Raw genomic sequence first — 19156 nt, forward strand, 5'->3', positions numbered from 1 at the left:
CCGGGCCGAAAAGGCCAACCCTCACGTCTCAAAAGCCGCCATCAGACCCCTCGCGCCGCCGTCAAGCCAAAAACAGCCGGTTCTTCGAGGTGTCCAACTTCCTTCGGGAAATCTGTCTTCTCCGCTGCCCAGTCCGTGAAGGACGAGCGGAAGCCGTGAACCGTCGCGCCGGTGATCCCGTCGTTGCGGAGCAATTTGGTCATCGTCATGTCACTGATCGGCTTTTCGCCGTCTGCGGAGAATACAAGCCCGTCATCGCTGGTCCGTTCTTCCCACCGCTTGCGCAGCAGCGCCACGGCGGGCGGCGACAGTGGCACGACATGGGTTTCACGCGCCTTCATGCGCTCGCCGGGGATTGTCCAAATGGCCTTGTCGAGGTCGAATTCGGTCCAAACCGCGAAGCGCGTCTCGTTAGAGCGCACAGCGTTGTAGATCGTGAAGCGCAGTGCATCTCTACCAGTCGTAGGCGACGCTGCTGCCAATTGGGCCATAAGTGCTGGCACCTCGGCAAACGGCATTGCTTCAAGGTGCACCGCTTTCGCTGTCTGGCGCGGAAGGCCCTTTCGCACCGAACGCAGGGCAGCCTCCTCGGCCCGCCAGCCCTTGATATGGGCGAAGTCCAGGACTGCGCCTATGCGCTGAAGCAGGCGACGTGCTGTTTCCGGTATTTCCAGCCAGATGGGCGACAGCACGGTGACAACACAGGCGCTGTCCACCTGATCAACCGGCTTGGTGCCGATGTGCGGGAATACGTGGTTCTCGAAGCTGGAAATCCAGTTCGCGTAGCGGCGGTTCTTCCAGCCCTCCTTCAACGCGTCGTAGCAGTCGCGCGCCGCCGTCTCGAAACTCGGTATGACTTTGCGTGCCTTGCGCCGCTCAGCCACCGGATCAGCACCAGCCCTAACTTTGCTCCGCAGCGCCGTTGCCGCCTCTCGGGCTTCGACAAGGGACACGTCCAAGGCAGAGCCGAGCCCGTAATCCCTCCGTCTGCCTTTGTGCTGCATACGCAGCACCCAGGTCGCCGCGCCGCTCTCCTTGACCAGTAGGCAAAGGCCACGGCCGTCGACATAACGGCCCGGTTTCGCGTTCTTCACTTTCAATGCAGTCAGTGCCATCGTTCGAGTCCCGTTTAGGGAATCTTCGGCTTCCGTTCCCACGGAAAGGTCGCCGAAAATGCTCCCACATTCGTTCCCACAAATCAGTGGGATTTCAGGCAAATGTGAGCGACCGACCGCGAACACCTTACAAGCCAAATTGGCAAGATTACAGTGTGGTTAGGGATGCCTCGGCATTGCCTGAGACAGAATTTTTACGCCTCTTCTGGCACCATTACTGCTTCCAAGCAGGCAAAAAGACCAAAAGGCCCGGATTTTTCCGGGCTTTTTGCTGTCCGGGGCGCGGGGGTGCTGCGGGGCGTCGGCGGCTGCTGTGCGTTGGCTAGCTCCAGACCAGCGTGATCAAGGTCGTTCCCAGTATCAGGACCAGCGCGGTCAGCGGGGTGCCGACGCGGGCGTAGTCGGAGAAGCGGTAGCCGCCCGGGCCCCAGACCAGCGTGTTCGACTGGTGGCCGATCGGGGTCAGGAAATCGCACGAGGCGCCGATTGCGACCGCCATCAGCATGGCATCGACCGCGGTGCCGGTGGCGAGGCCGGTCTCGGCGGCGATCGGCCCCATGATCAGGACGGCCGCGGCGTTGTTGAGAAAGGGCGTGATCGCCATGGTCAGGCCCAGCGTGACGGCGATCATCAGCCAGTCCGGCCGATCCTGGCCGAACGCGCTGATCATGCCGGCGATCGCATCGCCCGCGCCGCTGTCGGAAAAGGCCTGGGCCACTGGAATCAGCGCTGCCAGCAGGATGATGATCGGCCAGTCGATGTCCTGATAGACCTGGCTCTTCAGCCGCCCGGTCAGGCCCAGCATGACGACGGCCAGCACCAGTGAGACCGCGAGGTTGGCCAGGCCGGTCGATGCCGCCGCGATCGCTCCGACCAGCGCGGCCAGCGGCAACCAGTCCCGCGCGGCCAGGCGCAGGTTCAGGGGGCGTTCGGCCAAGGGCAGCAGATCGAAGGCGTTGACCAGCTCGCCAACCCGCTCCTGCGCGATCTGCACCAGGATCACGTCGCCCGGTTGCAGCCGCAGCGCGGCCAGACCTTCCGCGATGTTTTTGCCGCGCCGGCTGATTGCGACCAAGGCCGCTCCGGATTGTTCCAGCAAGAGCGAGGGGTTCCCGCTGGCGATGAGCGCGCTCCTGTCGGTTACGACGCATTCGGCAAACGAGCCTTCGAGCAGGTCGTCCTCCGCGTCGGAGGCCAGTTCCAGTCCGAACCGTTCAAGCGCCTGCTCCACCACCGGCGCCCGGCCCTCGACCTGGACGATGTCGCCGGGGCGGAACGCGCGGCTCAGCCGGGGAGCGGTGAAGAGCAGTCCGCCCCGGTCGATCGCGTGCACGGCCAGACGGTCCTCGCCCGTGCCGGTTGCCGCGAGCTGCTCGACTGTCAGGGTGCGCCGATAGCCTTTGGGTATCCGCAGTTCGAACAGGTAGTCCGCGATCCTGAATTTCAGCGGTTCGGCATCGCTGCTGGCGCGGGATGGCAGAAAGCGGACCATCAGCAAGGTCAAGACAAGCCCCGCCAGAGCGAGCGGCAGGCCGACCCAGGTGAAATCGAACATCCCGAATGCAGGCCTGTCGTAATCGGCGCGCAATTCGGCCAGGATCACGTTGGGCGGGGTCCCGATCAGCGTGACCAGCCCGCCCAGCAGCGAGGCGAAGGCCATCGGCATGAGGATGCGGCTGGGCGCGACCTTTGCGGAACGGCAGGTTGCCAGGGCGGCAGGCAGCAGCAGGGCAAGCGCGCCGACGTTGTTCATGAACGCGGAGGCGATGCCGCAAAGCAGGGCATAAGTCGCCGCAATGCCGCTTTCCCGGTGCATCACCCGGCGCAGGGGGCGCAGGGCGTGGGCCAGGATGCCGGATCGCGAAATGGCCGCGCTGACGATCATGACTGCGGCAACCGTGATTACCACCGGATCGCCGAATCCGGAGAATGCCTGCTTGCCGGGTACGATGCCCAGCACGACAGAGGCACCCAGCATCAGCAGTGCGACCAGATCATGCCGCACCCGGTCGGTCGCAAAGCCGAACAGGCCAGCCACGAAAATCAGCGTGATCAGAACGGCATGATCAAGGCCGGGCATCATGCCCCGGACCTAAGCAGGAATACCCCCGTGGGCAAGCACCTGCCACCCGCACTGCCGGACGGGACGGTCAGGCCGTCGCGCGGGCGTAGCGTTCGCGCTTGGCCTGGGTCGCCCGGCGCGCTTCGGCCAGGGCCCGCTCTTCGGTGGCAAACAGCAGGCCATCCAGCACGGCGGAGAGATGCACGCGCATGGCCGCGCGGGCGGCATGGGAATCGCCCGCGCGCAGGGCGTCGAGGATGGCGGTGTGTTCAGCCACCACGGGCTTCACGTTGGCGTGCCGGGCCTTTTCATGCAGCAGGGCGGCCTCGGCCGAGCTTGCGCGCATGTCCCACAACTGCTCGATCACCTTGTAGACGGCGAGGTTGCGGGTGGCGCGGGCAATGGCGAGGTGGAATTCGCGGTCTGCCTTTTCGGTGCCGTTGGGGTCCTGGTTCTCGATCGCGATCTGCTGCACCAGCGCTTCGATTTCCTGAAGTTCGGCCTTCGTGATCTGGGTCGCAGCCAGGGCCGCGGCCTCGCTCTCGAACAGCAGGCGCGCTTCGGTCAGCTCGAACGCGGTCACGTCGAAACCGGGGCGGTCCTCGTCTCCGGGCAGGCGCTTGACGTATGCGCCGGAGCCGATCCGCACTTCGACCAGGTTCTGCACTTCCAGCGCGATGATCGCCTCGCGCACGGTCGGGCGGCTCACTTCGAACCGCGCGGCAAGTTCGCGTTCCGCAGGCAGGCGGCTGCCGACAGGGTAACGCCCGCTCGAAATTTCCTCGATCAGGGCGCGGGCCAGATCCTGGTAAAGGCGATCATTGGGCTGAATGTTTGCCATAGGGTGCTGATGGTATTACCAATCTTCCAGAATTGACAGGCCGAAGTTGCGCTGCGGTGCACACTTTTCGGCAGATGAACCGGGCTGGCGCGGGTGCTGCGCGGGGCTCAGGCCTTGGCAAAGCGCTCGCGCAGCAGGACCCACAACACCCCCGCAGCCAGCAGATCCAGCGCGGCCAGTGCAACGAACAGCGGGTTGTAGCCGAACTGGTCGGCGCTCTGGCCGATCAGCAGCGTGAACAGCATACCCCCGATCCACGCCGACGTACCCGCCATGCCGCTGGCCGTGCCGACCGTGCGGGCATCGAACACGTCGGCGCACAGGGTGATCAGCGCGCCGTTGAGCATCTGGTGGGCGAAGCCGCCGATGCAGAACAGGGCGATGGCAACCCCCGGCGAGGTGGCGAGGCCAATGCAGGCCGGGCCGATCATGCACAAGGCCCCCAGCGTCATCGTGATCTTGCGGCTGGCGATCAGCGAAACCCCCTGCGAGGAGAACCGGTTGGGTTTCATCAGCCAGGTCGGCAACAGTCCGGCGGCCAGGCTGCCGAAATCGGCGGCCAGGAAGGGCAGCCAGGCCCACAGCGCGATCGACTTGAGATCGAGGTTCCACACCGCGACCAGATAGAGCGGGATGAAGAAGTTGAAGGTCTGCCACGCCGGCTCCGACAGGAAGCGCGGCACGGCAATTGCCCAGAACGAGCGGCTTTGCAGCACATCGCGCTTGGTCGCGGGCTTGCCGGGCAGCTCGTCGCTGCGACCGCTTTCGATCACGGCGCGTTCCTCTGCCGACAGGCGCGGGTGTTCGCCCGGATCGCGGTATCCGGTCCACCACAATCCCGCCCAGAGCAGCGACAGGGCGCCGGTGACGATAAAGGCCGCCTGCCAGTTCCACGCCAGGATGCAGAAGGCCACCAGCGGCGGGGCGATCATGTTGCCGACGCTGGTGCCCATCTGGAACAGGCTGGTCGCCAGCGGCTTTTCACGCGGCGGGAACCAGGTGGCGACGGTCTTTGCCCCGGCCGGAATGGCGGCCGCTTCGGTCGCGCCCAGCGCGGCGCGGAAGAAGGCCAGGCTCTGCCAGCCGGTGGCCATGGCGTGGGCCATGTTGGCAACGGCCCAGCCCACCGCGAACACGAAGAAGCCCAGCCGGGTTCCGAGTGCGTCGAGCACCGATCCGGCCACGGTCTGCATGACCGTATAGCTGGCCTGAAAGGCCAGCACGACCCAGCTGTACTGCTCGGTCGTCATCGAGAATTCGTCTTTGAGAGTCGGGGCTGCGACCGAAAGTGTCGAACGAGCGAGGTAGTTCAGGATCGTTCCGAGGGTGACCAGTCCGATGATCCACCAGCGCAGCGGCAGTCGCTTCAGCATGCCTCAATTCCCTTCGATTGCCTGCCCCGGCCAGGAAAGGACCGGATCGGGACCGCCAAGGCAATCCCGATCCGGCAGGGGGGTGGACTGGATCAGAAGCTGACGGTTGCCTTGATCCCGGCATAGCGCTGGGAATCGCGGCTGAGGAACTGGTAAATGACGTGGGTGTCGTTGCTGGCGCTGCCACCCAGCGTGCCGAAACCGTCGGACAGGCTGGAAGCATAGCGCTTGTTGAACAGATTGTTGACGAAGGCGACCAGCTTCACCGAGCCGAATTCGGCGCCAAGGCTGGCGTTCATCACGCCATAGCCCTTCTGCACGGTCAGCGGGTTGCCAAGCAGGTCGAAGTTGACCGCGCTCTGGTGCTGGTAGCTGATGATCGCCGTGCCGGTTGCATCGCCCAGCGGGAAGTCGGCGGTCGCACCAATGTTCCACTTGAAGCGCGGCGAGTTGGGCAGGCGGGCGCCCGAGCGGTCCTGGAAGGCGCAGGTCGTGCGCGGGGCAGCGGCGGTGGCCGCAGCAGCCGAGACGCAGGGGCCGACGAGGACCGAAGCGGTGCCATTCCAGATCTGCCCGGTCTGGCCCGGATAGCCCTGGGCCTGCGGGAAACTGGTCATGACCGCATCGGTATAAGCCGCGCCGGCATCGATCTTCAGCCAGTCCGACGGCTTCGCGACGAGTTCCACCTCGAAGCCCTTGGTGCGCAGCTTGCCGACGTTGTTGAGCACGAACTGCGGTGCCGGCGGGGTGCCGACGAGAATCGCCGACTGGGCCTGGAAGTTGTTGTAGTTCGTCAGGAAGCCGATCAGGTTGAACTGGATGCGGTTGTCTGCAAAGCGGCTCTTGAGGCCCAGCTCGTACGAGGTCGAGGTTTCCGGCTTGACCGGACCGACGCCGATCAGGCCAGCGCCGGTGCCATTGAGAGCGCCGTTGATGCGGGCCGGGTTGAAGCCCGACGTGATGTCGTAGGCAAAGCCCTTGTAGCCCCGCGCGACCGACCCATAGACCATGACCTGCTGTGCCAGTTCCTGCGAGATCGAGCCCTTCCAGGTCACCACCTCGTCAGTGTTCGAACCGCGGCACAGCGGGTTGCCTGGGGCGCACTGGTTGGCCGTGGCGCCGGCAACGTTGTTGTCAAAGGCAACGGCGATCTTTTCATGGTTGTAACGCACGCCGCCGCTGATCGTGGTGTTGGTCGGCAGCGTGTAGTCAAGCTGCGCGAACAGGCCCAGCGTCTCGCTGGTGTTGCGGGCCGACCAGTTCGCCACGGCCACCACCGGGCCGCGCAGGAACGCGCGGGTGGTGCGGGCGTTCGAATAGAACCCGCCCACGACATACTTCAGGGCGCTGCTGCCGCCCGAAACGAGCCGCAGTTCCTGCGTGAAGTTCTTCGAGTGATAGGGGCCGCTCTGCGTGAGGCCGCCGTTGACCGCGCCGCCGGTAAAGGCCGAAAGCACGTTGAGGTCGGTGTTATCGAAATCGTTCTGGAAGTTGTACTTCCAGTCCTGGAAGGCCGTGACCGAAATCAGGTCGGCAAAGCCGAGGTCGACCGAGAGCTTGCCGGCAATGCTGGCGGTCTCGTTTTCGGTCGCGCCAAAGGCATCGACGCGGGCGTTGGTGTTGCCGGCGCCGGGCGTGATGCCGGTCAGGCTGGGCAGCAGGGGCAGGGCCGGGCTGCCGAACACGCGCGGGGTGCCGGTGCCGCGAATCTCGCGGATCGTGGTGGCGGTCCCGTCCTGGGTAGCCTTGGAATAGGCACCGGTGAGCGTGAGCGTGACCGCGCTGCCCAGTTCTGCGCGCAGCTTGGCGCGCACGCCATAGTTGCTCTGGTCGTTCAGCTTGCGACCAGAGGTCAGGTTGCGCACGTTGCCGGGGTAATCGTGGTAGAAGCCGGTCAGGCGCAGGCCGACGCCATCGGCGAGCGGGGTGGACACCATCGCTTCGGCGCGGACATCGCCATCGGTGGCCACGGTTGCGCCGATCGAGCCTTCGAAGCTGGAGCCCGGATCCTTGGTGACGATGTTCACGACGCCGGCCGACGAGTTCTTGCCGAACAGCGTGCCCTGCGGACCCTTCAGCACTTCGATCCGCGACAGGTCGGCCATGTTGTCGAAGGCCTGGGCCTGCTGCACCACGGGCATGTCATCGATGATCACTGCCACGCTGGGCTCGACGCCGATCGAGAAGGCGAACGTGCCGATGCCGCGCAGGATGATCGAGTTGTTGGGCGAGGACGTGGTCTGCGTGATCGTCAGCGACGGCGCGGCGCGCGTCAGGTCGGAGAAGTCGGCGATCCGCTGGTTGGCGATGGCTTCACCCGACAGCGCGGTAACCGCGACGGGAACGGACTGCATGTTCTGTTCGCGCTTCTGCGCAGTGACGACGATATCTTCCAGCCCGCTATTAACGGCTTCCTCTGCCGTTGCCTCCTGGGCCTGAGCAGCCTGGGCGAATGCCAGGATCGATGCGCCGGCGATCAACATAGTCTTCTTGTGCATTGCTGTCCTCCCAGACTTACCACTTTGGACAGGCCAATTGCACAGTCTGATCAGTCAATCAACCCATAATTAATCTGTCCAGTCTCAGGAGTGTCTGTGCGAGCGGCGGCGGGATCGGCAGTTCGGGCTGTTTCCGGCATAATCGAGACAGTCCGGGTTTCGCACGGGCTGGCCGCAAAGATGGCGCAATTCCTCGATTTTCCGAGTTTCGCGGCATTCGGCTTGACCAAAGTCAGATTGCAATCGCAATCCTGGTAAGGCCAGTTTTCGATGATGCGGGAATTGGCGGCGTGGCCCGGATGACACGGTATTTTGACCCGCCGGGCAGGGATTGGTCAGGCGGGTTTGCCTCTTCGCTGCCCGGAGTCGCGGAGGTGCCTGGTCGCCAGGCACGGCTGTTACGGACACATGAGGCGGGCGATCCGCTACCACCCGGCGTACCGGAGTTTGCGCGGCAGCCTGCGCGATGGCCGCCTCTTCGGGTCTGTCGCCGCTTTGCCAGATCTGCGGCGATGGTCGCGACTTGCGCCGTGATGGGGCAGCCCTGCTTCGGGACAGGCGCCTTTGGTGCGGACCGCTTCGGCGCCGGGGGCAACTGCTCCGGCCCCAACGCAAACGGACTTCGGGATCGCTCCCGAAGCCCGTCGTGCCGCTGCCGGAAGGCAGGCGCTAGAACTTGAAGCCCAGCGTGGCCCCGAATTCGCGCGGGTTCATGACATTGACCGGGCGATAGCCGGAGTCATAAACGCCGCCGCCCACCCCGGCGAGGATCGAGCTGATGGTCTGGGTGCCCAGCGTGATGTTGGTGATCTTCTGCTGGTTGAGCAGGTTGCGGGCAAATACCGTGACCGACCACTTGTCATCCGGCCCGCGCACCCCGACGAATGCGTTGAGCTGGGTCCGCGCATCATAGTCGTACTGCACCGTCTGCGAGAAGAAGCCGGGGCGATAGGCCAGCATGGCCGAGGCGAACGGCGTGACCGAACCCATCGGGAAGCGGACTTCGGTGTTGGCGGTCAGGCCGAAATCGGGAGTATCCGAAATCCGCCCGTTGTTGCGGCAATAGCTGACATTGCCGGTCCCGGTGACGCGCGGCGCGCCGGTCTGGTTGGGCTTGCCCGTTCCGGCGTAGTCGTTGCAGGGCAGCAGCGCGTTCTTGTAGCGCGCCTTGGCATAGGATGCGCTGAGGCCGATGCCCCAGTTTTCCGTCACCCGCCCGTCGAGCGAGGCTTCGATGCCCTTCACTTCGGCATCGCCGTTATAGTTGAAGCCGAAGAAGCCCTGGCCCTGGGGGTCGGCGGCAGACACCCAGTAGATCTGCTCGAAGCGGCGAATGTAGCCGTCGAACTTCTGGTAGAATCCGGCCACGCTGTAGTTCAGGCGGCCCAGCACCTTGCCCTTGATGCCCGCTTCGAACGAATCCGTCTTTTCCTCCTTGGTGCGGATCAGGTCGGCGGTGATCCCGGCCGGCAGCGACACCCCGGTGGTCGGCGCGCGATACGAGTGGCCATAGGCGGCATAGACAGTGAGCGTGTCGGTCACGTCATAACTGATGTTCGCGCCGCCGGTCCACGGTTTGGCCGTGGTGCGCTGAAGGTTGGCCGGGATCGCTTCGTTCGGGCCGCTGTTCTGGAAGCCGGTGGTGGTGATCTGGGTCGTCTGGGTGCTGCGACGGATCGAATAGCGCAGCCCCGCCTCGATCCGCAGCGGCCCGGAATTGTAGCGCAGGTTGCCCGCGAACGACCAGGTGCTGTTGCGCACCGGAACGACCACGTGGACCAGCAGCGGCAGCTTGTTCGGCACCGTGATGAACGAACCGCCCGCGCCCAGCGGCGCCTTGACGAAGCCGTTGGGGTCGGTGTTGTAGACGAACAGGTCGTTATAGATGTCGTTGATGACATCGCCCGTGCGGTTGTAGTGGAAGGCGCTCACGCTCCACCCGAACCCTTCGGTATTGTTCGAATGGAGCCGCAGTTCCTGCGTGTCGAACTTGCTGGGCACGGAGACGAAGTTCTTCTGGACATAGCCGGGAATGGCATTGCCCAGATCCTGGTCGCGGTCGGTCAGCACGCGGCTGTACTGGTGCGCGCCGACGAATGACAACGTTGCCGGGCCCAGATCGTAATCCGCCGACAGGTTCACGATATGCGTCTTGTTGCGGATACGATAGCCGCTGTCCGACACCGCCGCATAATTGCCCGCGGTCAGCGCCGGGCCGGAACGGACGGCGGTGTTGGTTGCGAACGGTCCGCCGCCGAACGAGGGCGGCATGAAGATGCTGGGGATGCCGAAAATCTCGGAATAGACGCGCTGCGGCGTGTTCCCGGTGCCGACAACCTGCTGGTACGATTTCGCATCGGAATTGAGGTACTGATAGCTGAGGTAGGCGGTGAAGGCCTCGCTCGGCTGGAAGCCCAGCGTCACGCGGCCGCTGGCCGTGGTGTTGTAGCCGCGCTTGTTGGCCAGCGTCAGGTTGCGGACGTGATTGACCCGGTTGCCGTCGTAGAGCCCGGCCACGCGCAGCGCCAGCGTATCCGACAGCGGCAGCGTCACGCCGCCCTGCACGTTCACGCCGCCGCGATCGGTCGCGCTGGCCTGGGCATAGCCTTCCGTCACGCCGAAATCGGGGCGGCGGGTGGCGATGGTGATGGAGCCCGCCGGGGCCGACAGCCCGCGCAGCAGGCCCTGGGGACCGCGCAGCACTTCGATCTGCGCAACGTCGTACATCGCGGTGTAGACGGTCTGCGCGTCGGTCGGAATTTCGTTGAAGTAGACTTCCACCGTCGGGCTGGTGCCCTGATCGGGATCGAACGAGATGCCGCGCAGCGTGGTGGTGTTCTTGCGCGGGTCGTTGTTGTTGAGATCAAGCCCCGGCGCGAGCTGCGAGATGTCCTTGATGTCGAACAGGCTCAGCTTTTCAAGCTGCTCGCCCGTCGCGACGTTCACCTGCATTGCCACTTCCTGCAGGCTGCGGGAATCGCGGGTGGCGGTGACGATGATGTCGGTGCTGCTGTCACCGCTGCCATCGGCCTCCTCTGCCTGCGCATGGCCGGAAAATGCCAGTGCGGATGACCCGCAGGCCAGGATGGCCAGACGACGAAGCTTTGTGATGCGCATGCATTCCCTCCCCAGTTCAGGCTTGTCAGCCGGATTGCTTGCCGGGCTGCCAATCGACGCGATCGCTGGGAATCATGCGCAACAGCGGCCCGTCTGGGCCCGCGTTTCATCACTCTTCCCGGTCACGAGTCGGTTGGTTGCCCGCTTATTTGTGAGTATATACTTACCCATGAGGATCCACGGCGTCAACGGGGCGCGGTGGCTGCGATGAAATGATCCATGCCGTTCGTCAAAAGTCGCAAACAGGGGCTTGCAGTCCATCCGGCAATATGTGAGTAAACACTCACAAGATTGATCGAGGGAAATGGGAGTCCGCGATGTCGCAAGTGCTGAACCCTGCCGCGAGCCTGCCGCTCGCAGATTCGCCGGAGCTGCAACAGGCCCTGGCGCAGGCCAATCTGCCCACCCTGCTGGCGGTTTACGTGCACCTGTCGCACGACGCGGCCATGCTGGACCGGTTTGCCGATTGCATCCGGCCCGCGTTCGCGCCGGTGCCGACGTCCATTCCCGATGATCTCGCGGCGGACTTGCGCGGCAAGCTGCACCACTTGCTGGTCACTGGTGAGGGCCTTGCCACTGGCGCGCCCGATGATGCCCTGTTCCAGCGCATCATGTCGGTGATGGTCGGTGAGCCGGTGGAGCAGGAATTCATCGAACTCGCCTTCGACCAGTGCGGCTTCCGCCCGTGGATCGACCGTTCGGCCCTGCCGGGCCGGGCGAGCCGCCCCGCGAACTTCAAGGTGCTGGTGATCGGCGCCGGGATGACCGGGATGGCCGCCGCGATCAAGCTGGAGGAAGCGGGCTATGACTATGTGGTGATCGAGAAGAACGCCGAAGTCGGCGGCACCTGGTACGAAAACCGCTACCCCGGCGTCGGAGTCGATACGCCCAGCCATTTCTACAGCTTCAGCTGGGAAATCTGGCCGGACTGGCACCATTACCACCCGCAGGGCGCGGACATGCAGCGCTACATGGTGGAGGTGGCCGACAAGTATGGGCTGCGCCGCAACGTGCAATTCAACACCCGCGTCGAAACGCTGGTTTATGACGAGGCGAGCGGCATGTGGACCGTCACCGTCCGCCGCCCGGATGGCCGGACGGAAGACCTGGTGGTCAACGCGGTGATCAACGGCCATGGCCCGGTCAACCGCTTCAAGTGGCCCGACATTCCCGGCCTTGCCGATTTCAACGGTCCCGTGGTCCATACCGCCGACTGGCCCGCCGACCTTGACCTGAAGGGCAAGCGCGTGGCGGTGATCGGCACGGCCGCCAGCGCCGCGCAGCTGGTCGGCGCGATTGCCCCCGAAGTGGCAAGCCTGACCGTCTATCAGCGCACCCCGCACTGGGTGATCCACAACCCGGAAATCGCCGACGAGGTGAGCGCCGGGATGCAGTGGGCGCTGCGCAACATTCCCGGCTTCAAGGAATGGTTCCGCTTCAAGGTCTATTGGGCGGCGGCGGACGGCCTGTTTGCCAACGTGTTGCAGGACCCGGCCTGGGTCGGCAACGACCTGGCGGTGTCGGAACTCAACGAGATGACCCGGCAATATGCCCTGTCCTACCTGCACCAGAAGTTCGCCGACCGGCCCGACCTGATCGAGAAGCTGACGCCAGACTTCCCGATCTTTTCGAAGCGGATCGTGCTGGACAACGGCTGGTTCGACGCGCTGCTGCGGCCCAACGTCACGCTGGAAAACAAGGGCATCGCGCGGATCCTGCCGAACGGGATCGAGGCGAAGGACGGCAGCGTGTTCGAATGCGACGTGATCGTCTGCGCCACCGGGTTCAACGTGGCCAGGATGCTGGGCAACCTGACGGTCAAGGGCATCGGCGGGCGCGATCTGGGCGCGGAATGGGGCGAGGAGGATGCGCGGTCCTACATGGGCATGTGCGTGCCGGGGTATCCCAACTACTTCCACACCGTCGGCCCCAACAGCGCCCCCAACCACGCTGCCGGGCAGAACCTGATTTCGGAATGCCAGGTCAACTGGATCATCGAGGCACTGGACCGCGTGACCGAAGCCGGGGCAAAGTCGTTCGAGGTGACCGAGCAGGCCTATGACGACTGGAACCGCAAGGTCGAGGCCAGGATGCCGCAGATGATCTGGTCGCACCCGCGCGCCAGCAGCTATTACATGAACAGCAAGCGCCGCATCTTCCTGTCGTGGCCGTGGCGGCTGGTGGACTTCTTCAACGAAACCCGCGCCCCGGCCGAAGGCAGCTACGTGCTGCATCGCTGACGTGCGGAACCGGCGGGGCGCACCCTCTCAGTGCCCCGCCGGATACCGCAGCAATGGTTTGGCCGTCAGTCGACCAGCTCGCGCACGGCCTCGTTCATCACGGGCGGCTGCTGGCTGTTGAAGAAGGCGATGCGGCTTTCAATCGCGGACATCGTCATGTCGGGCTGGGTATGGACCCAGAACCGGCCTTCCGCGACCTGCTCCATGATGCGCTGGCACCCTTCGGCCAGGTCCATGCCGTAATCGCGCATCATCTCGAACATCTTGCGGCGATGCGTGGCGGCGGCGGGCGGTTCGCCCGCACCGGCGCTGGCTTCGAAGATGCTGGTCTTGAGCATGCCGGGCATGATCGAGCAGACATGGATCGGCGCGCCTTTCAGCTGCATTTCCAGATAGAGGCATTCGCTGAATGCCTGCACCGCATGCTTGGTCATGATGTAGGCCGTCTGGCATGGCATCACGCTGAACGCCCCCATCGAGGCGAGGTTGGCGATCCAGGCTTCCTGACCACTGGCCAGCATCCGGGGGGCAAAGGCGCGCACGCCGTGGACCACCCCGTGCACATTGATGTCCAGCGTCGCGTCCCAGCGCTCGGCCGGGATTTCCCAGCTATAGCCGATCGTCTCGATCCCGGCATTGTTGACCAGCAGGCGCACATCGCCGTGCCGGGCGTGGACCGTTTCGGCCAGCCGGTCGAGCTCTTCCGCGCGCGATACATCGACGCGGATCGGATCGGCGAGGCCGCCCGCCGCGCGGATCTCGCCGGTAATGGCCTGTGCCCGGTCCAGATCGACATCGGCGACGACCACCGTCATGCCCAATGCGCCCGCGCGCCGGGCCAGCCCGGCGCCGATGCCAGCACCGGCCCCGGTGATCACCGCTACGCCATGGCTGAAAACTTCCACATCGCGGCCCATGTCAATTCTCCAGGTGAAGTTTCAGAAAGGCCGCCGCGTCCTGCAGCACGGCCCGCGCGCCCGGCAGGAAGCCGACCCACGAGGCAAAGCCATGGACCATGCCGGGATAGCGCTTCACGGTAACCGGCACGCCCGCAGCGGCCAGCTTTGCGCCAAAGGCTTCGGCGTCGTCGCGCGAGGGGTCGCATTCGGCCGTGCCGACGAAAGTCGGCGGCAGGTTCGCATGGCTGGCGGCGCGCACGGGGGAGGCCTGCGGATCGTGCTGCTGCACGGCCGGATCGTGCAGGTACTGTTCATAGAACCACGCGATGTCGTCCTGCTGAAGCAGCGGCCCGGCGGCAAATTCGCGCGCCGATGCGGTCAGTTCCGAGGGGTAGTTGCACGAGCCATAGATGTTGACCTGCGCGCGTAGCGCCGGCCCGCCAAGGTCGCGCGCGCGCAGCGCGGCGGCGGCAACCAGATTGCCGCCCGCACTGTCGCCCGCCACCGCCAGCCGGGCCGGATCACCGCCAAAGTCCGCGGCATGGCCCGCCGCCCATTGCAGCGCGGCGAAAGTATCGTCGGGCGCGGCGGGGAAGGGATGTTCCGGGGCGAGCCGGTAATCGACCGAGACGACGATGGCCCCGCTCCACGCGCAGAGCGCGCGGGCGATCATGTCCTGCGTGTCGAGATCGCCCACGACATAGCCGCCGCCGTGGCAATAGATGACCACGGGGAAGGGGGCGCTGCCCTCCGGCGTGTAGAGGCGCAGGCCCAGCGGACCGCCGGGGCCGTCGATGGTCCGGTCCTCCACCGCTGCCACCGGGGCATCGGGCGGGGGCGGGAGCATCACCGAACTGTCGCGCACGGCCTGTCGCAAGGTGGCCAGGTCCATGTTGCGCACCCCCGGCCAGGGCGGCGCGGCGGCCAGCATGGCTTCGATCTGCGGGTCTACCGGCATGGCTGACGCTCCCTCAGCCGAGCACGGGCGCGCCGAACGCGGCGAAGCTGTGGCACAGGCGGGTGTTGACGATCCAGTCGGGGCATTCGGGATCGAACCAGCGGTCGATCACCGCCCAGTGATAGGGGTGCAGCATATATGGCCCCATCAGTCCGCCGATGTCGGCGTATTCCTGTTCCCACACGTGGGTCCAGGGCAGATCTCCGCCAGATTCGATGGCGGACGCCAGCCGCCAGTTGCGGATTGCCGGAATGTATTTGGGCATCAGCACCATTTCGGCCTCGAACTCGGCCAGGCGGGCCGTCGCCTGCGGGCGGTCGGCACACAGCAGCAGGCCGCGCCAGACCCCATCGGCCAGGCCGGGCGCACCGACGGCGCTCTGGCCGTTGCCGAACAGGGCCCAGTTGCACTGCACGGCACCGGCCGCGGCAATCGCGGCATCGATCGCGGGGCGGGCTGCGCGATAGGCCGACTCGTCCGCGAACGCGAAGCGGGCTGCCACATCGCCGCCGTTGAAGTTCCCTTCCATCACCGGCGCGGCGGCACCGTTCAGCGCCTTGAGGGCCGCGGTCAGGTCAGTGCGCGCGGCTTCATCCGCGCTGACCAGGCAGATCAGGTTAAACATGGCTGAGGGCCTCCACGTCGGCCTCGGCCGATCCGAAATAGCGTGCACGCGAGGCGATCAGCGGGGCGGCTTCGGCCCAGAACGCCTCGACCGCGGGGTCATAGCGCGATTGCACCGCCTGCCCCCACCAGCCACCGGGGCCGGTGACCGTCCAGGTGATCAGCAGGCGATTGGACAGCTCGTCCAGCCACATCGGCGGCGCGACGATTTCGCGGTCCAGCACCATGCCCCGCGCCAGCGCGGCGGGGGCATAGCGGGTGCGATACAGCTCCAGCAGGTCCCGCGCCCGACCGGGGGCGGCGACGATATCGTCGATGATGAAGATGGTCTGGTCCATGGCTTACAATCCGTCGAGGCTGGTGGCCGGGTGGGAATAGAGCGGCAGTTCCGCCGGCGGCAGTTCGCCCGTTCCGTCCAGCGTGCGCACCGGAAAGCCCATGGCGTGCGGGAAATGCATCGAGAACGCCACCAGCCCGGTCCGCTCGGCAGCGGGCAGGTGGCACATTTCCAGAACCGTCTGCGCCAAATAGGCCGGGTCCTCGCACGGATAGTCTGCCGGGATCAGGGCGTCCGCGCCGGGAGTGCGGATCGCGGTGGACGGGCCGACCACGTTGACGGCGATGTTGCTGTCCACCAGTTCGGCGGCCATCCCCTGGGTCAGCCGGTGCAGCGCCGCCTTGCTGGCCGCATAGACCGAATCCCCGCCCGCTCTGGCATAGTCCAGATAAGGGCGAACCGGCGGATAGGCCGTGATCGAGCCGATGTTGACGATCCACCCCGCGCCCGCCTGCAGCATGTGCGGGATCGCCGCCTGCGCCAGCCGGAACGGCACGCGCAGGTAATGGTCGAACGTGCGGTCGAACGTGTGCAGCGCCATCTGGTCGACCCGCGCATAGTCGGCGAACCCGGCGTTGTTGACCAGGATGTCCAGCCCGCCAGCCAGCTTGGCCGCACGATCGATCAGCGAATCGCGCTGGTCCGCATCCTCCAGATCGGCCGCCAGCGCGATGGCCTTGCCGCCCGCCGCCTCGATCAGGGCGACCGTTTCGGCCAGCGTGCCGGGCACGATCTGCTGCTGGCCAAAGCGCACGCCGCCTGCCGGCTTGTCAGCCGAACGGGCGGTTACCACCACGGTCGCGCCCGCACTTGCTAGCCGCTGCGCCACCGCGCGGCCGATCCCCCGACTGCTGCCGGTTACCAGCGCAATCTTGCCCGCCAGCTTCTGTTCCTGATCCATTGAATTGCCTCTCCCCTTGCAGATCCCTGCATAATGAGTGTTTACTTACTTGCATAGGCAAATTAGGAATCGAGTCAATCGATCCGGGGAGAGAAGCGACAATGAAAGCGATGGTGCTCGATCAATTCGGCGGGCCAGAGGTCCTCCACATGGCGGAGATCGAGCGGCCCGAGGCAACGCCCGGCCAGGTCGTGGTGCAGGTTGCCTATGCCAGCGTCAATCCGGCTGACTGGAAGGCGCGCGAAGGCTGGCTGGCGCAGTATTTCCAGTATCAGTTCCCGTTCGTGGTCGGCTTCGACGCTGCCGGCGTGGTGGCCGCGGTGGGCGAAGGCGTGACCGGGCTGGCCGTGGGCGACCGGGTGGTGACGCCGGGCAACCAGGGCCTGGGTGAGCGCGGCTCCTATGCCGAATACGTGCGCAGCGCGGCCGAGCGGGTGATCCCGCTGCCCGCCAATGTCAGCTTTGCCCAGGCCGCCACGCTGCCGACGGCCGGGATGACCGCGTGGAAGGCCGTGTTCGACAATGGCCGCGCCGGTCCGGGGCAGAAGGTCGTGGTCAATGGCGGGGCGGGCGGCACCGGCAGCTTCGCGATCCAGCTGGCGCGGATGGCCGGGGCGGAAGTGGCGGCCACCTGCTCGGCGGGCAATTTCGACTATGTCCGCAGCCTTGGGGCCAGCCACGCCATCGATTACCGCGCGGGCAGTGTGGCGGACGCGATCCGCGTCTGGGCGCCGCAGGGCGTGGACCTGATCGTCGACACGGTCGGGCAGGGCACCTTCGTCGACACCATCGAAACCGTCCGGCGCGGGGGCGTGATCTGCCCGATCGGCACGCTGATCGCCGATGAGGCACCTTATGATCCGGCCCGCCTGACCGCCGCCGGGGTCAGCGTGATCCCGACCATTTCCGATTTCGACAGCCAGCCCCGCCAGCTCGCCGGACTGGTCGAGGCGCTGTCTGCCGGGCGCATCCGCGTGCCGGACCACGTGATCATGCCGCTGGCCGAAGCGGGCCGCGCCCAAGCGCTGGTCCAGGCCGGCCACGTGCGCGGCAAGATCCTGCTTGAAGTCAATCCTGCTCTGGAGAACTGAACCATGAATCCCGAAATCATCGCCAAGTTCCGCCCGGTCGCGCCGCCCCGGATCATCGAGGACGCCTATACCGCCGATCAGTTCGAGCGGCTGGTCGGCGTCGTGACCGAGAACGGCCCGTGGAGCCTGATCCTGGCCCAGCATTTCAAGACGCCCGAAGAAGTGATCGCCACGACCACCGGCTCCGTCCCTGAAGGGTTCCAGCCGACCTGGGACATGTTCCTCTCCCCGGTGTTCCGTGGCTACCTCGCCAAGGGTTCGACCAGCCTCTACCCGGAAATCGAGGACTGCTTCCTCAACATCAAGTTCCTGGACCTGGCGCGCGAATACTGGGGGGCGAAGTATGCCCAGCCGGAATCGATGCTGTTCAACATCCAGGGCCCCTGCCCGATGGGCGGGATGCCGCACATCGACGGCACCCGCTTTCGCGGCATCGACATGGACAACACACCGCCCTGGCTGATGAACACGATGTGCAAATCGACCCTGTTCCAGCGCTGGCAGGCCAAGAAGGCGCAGGTCATTGCCTGGTATTACAAGGGCAGCGTGGGCGGCGGGTTCCACTATTGGCCCGATGGCCCCGCCAACCCGTTCAAGACCGTGCCCGCCCCGATGTGGGGCCGCGCCGTGGTGGTCGAGAACGAGATGATGTACCACACCGCCGAAGCCAACGGTCCTGAAGACATGCGCCGTCCGGCCGGGCTGGACATCACCTCGCTGATCGAACCTGACCGGGCGCATCCCGGCGGCTGGCAGATCACCACCGATGGCCAGGTGATCCAGCAGATCCCGGTGGAGGAAATGCGCTATCTGTTCCACTGGAACGCGCAGATCTTCATGGACCTCGACGAGCTCAAGCTGACGCTGGACCACAAGGACGACCTGACCCACGATCAGGTGTTCGACACGTTCATTGCCGACTTGCGCCAGCGCGGCCACACGTTCGAAGTGCCGAGCGACCCGATGTACGATCCCGCCTTCATCGGCCTGCTGACGCGGGTCTATGACCACGGTTATCCGACGCACATGCCGACCGAGCCGCTTTCGCCGCTGGCGGCCTGATGCCCTTGCGGGGCGCGCGCGGTAAGCGGGCGCCCCGA

At 65.6% G+C, this 19156-nt stretch carries 14 protein-coding genes; 3 read left to right on the top strand and 11 right to left on the bottom strand.

Features of this window, described 5'->3' with window-relative positions; all coding sequences use genetic code 11:
* Window positions 1-41: 41 nt before the first annotated feature.
* From IE113_RS13760 to IE113_RS13785, 6 genes are all read right to left on the bottom strand, one after another.
* Window positions 42-1115, bottom strand: coding sequence for a tyrosine-type recombinase/integrase (locus tag IE113_RS13760; RefSeq protein ID WP_189542458.1), 1074 nt, complete (start codon window positions 1113-1115; stop codon window positions 42-44).
* A 322-nt stretch (window positions 1116-1437) separates the two neighbouring features.
* Entirely contained in the window at window positions 1438-3198 is a 1761-nt protein-coding gene (locus IE113_RS13765) for an SLC13 family permease (RefSeq protein WP_189542460.1), read from the bottom strand.
* 67 nt (window positions 3199-3265) lie between these two features.
* Window positions 3266-4018: a FadR/GntR family transcriptional regulator gene (locus IE113_RS13770; RefSeq protein WP_189542462.1), complete on the bottom strand. Its 753-nt coding sequence runs from the start codon at window positions 4016-4018 to the stop codon at window positions 3266-3268.
* Window positions 4019-4125: 107 nt separating this feature from the next.
* Window positions 4126-5391 (bottom strand): MFS transporter, encoded by a 1266-nt coding sequence (locus tag IE113_RS13775; RefSeq protein ID WP_189542464.1) that lies wholly within the window; start codon window positions 5389-5391, stop codon window positions 4126-4128.
* 92 nt (window positions 5392-5483) lie between these two features.
* Window positions 5484-7889, bottom strand: coding sequence for a TonB-dependent receptor (locus IE113_RS13780; RefSeq protein ID WP_189542466.1), 2406 nt, complete (start codon window positions 7887-7889; stop codon window positions 5484-5486).
* A 669-nt stretch (window positions 7890-8558) separates the two neighbouring features.
* A complete protein-coding gene (locus tag IE113_RS13785) occupies window positions 8559-11006 on the bottom strand; it encodes a TonB-dependent receptor (protein ID WP_189542468.1) in 2448 nt (815 codons plus the stop codon).
* Between the two features lie 317 nt (window positions 11007-11323).
* On the opposite strand from IE113_RS13785, the gene IE113_RS13790 reads away from it, so the two are divergent.
* Window positions 11324-13246 (top strand): flavin-containing monooxygenase, encoded by a 1923-nt coding sequence (locus IE113_RS13790; protein WP_189542470.1) that lies wholly within the window; start codon window positions 11324-11326, stop codon window positions 13244-13246.
* A gap of 65 nt (window positions 13247-13311) precedes the next feature.
* On the opposite strand, the gene IE113_RS13795 is transcribed toward IE113_RS13790, so the two are convergent.
* From IE113_RS13795 to IE113_RS13815, 5 genes are read right to left on the bottom strand one after another with little or no spacing between them, the layout of a single operon-like run.
* Window positions 13312-14163, bottom strand: a complete 852-nt coding sequence (locus IE113_RS13795) for an SDR family NAD(P)-dependent oxidoreductase (RefSeq protein ID WP_189542473.1) — start codon at window positions 14161-14163, stop codon at window positions 13312-13314.
* A gap of 1 nt (window position 14164) precedes the next feature.
* Entirely contained in the window at window positions 14165-15103 is a 939-nt protein-coding gene (locus IE113_RS13800; protein ID WP_189542475.1) for an alpha/beta hydrolase, read from the bottom strand.
* A 13-nt stretch (window positions 15104-15116) separates the two neighbouring features.
* The gene (locus IE113_RS13805) at window positions 15117-15728 is read right to left on the bottom strand and encodes a Dabb family protein (RefSeq protein WP_189542477.1); all 612 of its coding nucleotides are present in this window, start codon (window positions 15726-15728) and stop codon (window positions 15117-15119) included.
* Window positions 15721-16065, bottom strand: a complete 345-nt coding sequence (locus tag IE113_RS13810) for a hypothetical protein (protein ID WP_189542478.1) — start codon at window positions 16063-16065, stop codon at window positions 15721-15723. The genes IE113_RS13805 and IE113_RS13810 overlap by 8 nt, the downstream gene beginning before the upstream one ends.
* A gap of 3 nt (window positions 16066-16068) precedes the next feature.
* On the bottom strand, window positions 16069-16965 hold the full coding sequence (locus IE113_RS13815) for an SDR family NAD(P)-dependent oxidoreductase (protein ID WP_189542480.1): 897 nt from the start codon (window positions 16963-16965) through the stop codon (window positions 16069-16071).
* A 101-nt stretch (window positions 16966-17066) separates the two neighbouring features.
* Here IE113_RS13815 and IE113_RS13820 point away from each other — a divergent pair, with 101 nt between their 5' ends.
* Window positions 17067-18056, top strand: coding sequence for a quinone oxidoreductase family protein (locus IE113_RS13820; RefSeq protein ID WP_229822508.1), 990 nt, complete (start codon window positions 17067-17069; stop codon window positions 18054-18056).
* A 3-nt stretch (window positions 18057-18059) separates the two neighbouring features.
* Window positions 18060-19118: a hypothetical protein gene (locus IE113_RS13825; protein ID WP_189542482.1), complete on the top strand. Its 1059-nt coding sequence runs from the start codon at window positions 18060-18062 to the stop codon at window positions 19116-19118.
* Window positions 19119-19156: the final 38 nt, after the last annotated feature.

The organism is Novosphingobium arvoryzae, from assembly GCF_014652615.1.
In the GTDB taxonomy this organism is placed as follows: Bacteria; Pseudomonadota; Alphaproteobacteria; order Sphingomonadales; family Sphingomonadaceae; genus Novosphingobium; species Novosphingobium arvoryzae.

Coding starts and splice junctions, on each gene's coding strand:
- IE113_RS13760 (WP_189542458.1), bottom strand. CDS start 1,115: ATGGCACTGACTGCATTGAAAGTGAAGAACGCGAAACCGGGCCGTTAT.
- IE113_RS13765 (WP_189542460.1), bottom strand. CDS start 3,198: ATGATGCCCGGCCTTGATCATGCCGTTCTGATCACGCTGATTTTCGTG.
- IE113_RS13770 (WP_189542462.1), bottom strand. CDS start 4,018: ATGGCAAACATTCAGCCCAATGATCGCCTTTACCAGGATCTGGCCCGC.
- IE113_RS13775 (WP_189542464.1), bottom strand. CDS start 5,391: ATGCTGAAGCGACTGCCGCTGCGCTGGTGGATCATCGGACTGGTCACC.
- IE113_RS13780 (WP_189542466.1), bottom strand. CDS start 7,889: ATGCACAAGAAGACTATGTTGATCGCCGGCGCATCGATCCTGGCATTC.
- IE113_RS13785 (WP_189542468.1), bottom strand. CDS start 11,006: ATGCGCATCACAAAGCTTCGTCGTCTGGCCATCCTGGCCTGCGGGTCA.
- IE113_RS13790 (WP_189542470.1), top strand. CDS start 11,324: ATGTCGCAAGTGCTGAACCCTGCCGCGAGCCTGCCGCTCGCAGATTCG.
- IE113_RS13795 (WP_189542473.1), bottom strand. CDS start 14,163: ATGGGCCGCGATGTGGAAGTTTTCAGCCATGGCGTAGCGGTGATCACC.
- IE113_RS13800 (WP_189542475.1), bottom strand. CDS start 15,103: ATGCCGGTAGACCCGCAGATCGAAGCCATGCTGGCCGCCGCGCCGCCC.
- IE113_RS13805 (WP_189542477.1), bottom strand. CDS start 15,728: ATGTTTAACCTGATCTGCCTGGTCAGCGCGGATGAAGCCGCGCGCACT.
- IE113_RS13810 (WP_189542478.1), bottom strand. CDS start 16,065: ATGGACCAGACCATCTTCATCATCGACGATATCGTCGCCGCCCCCGGT.
- IE113_RS13815 (WP_189542480.1), bottom strand. CDS start 16,965: ATGGATCAGGAACAGAAGCTGGCGGGCAAGATTGCGCTGGTAACCGGC.
- IE113_RS13820 (WP_229822508.1), top strand. CDS start 17,067: ATGAAAGCGATGGTGCTCGATCAATTCGGCGGGCCAGAGGTCCTCCAC.
- IE113_RS13825 (WP_189542482.1), top strand. CDS start 18,060: ATGAATCCCGAAATCATCGCCAAGTTCCGCCCGGTCGCGCCGCCCCGG.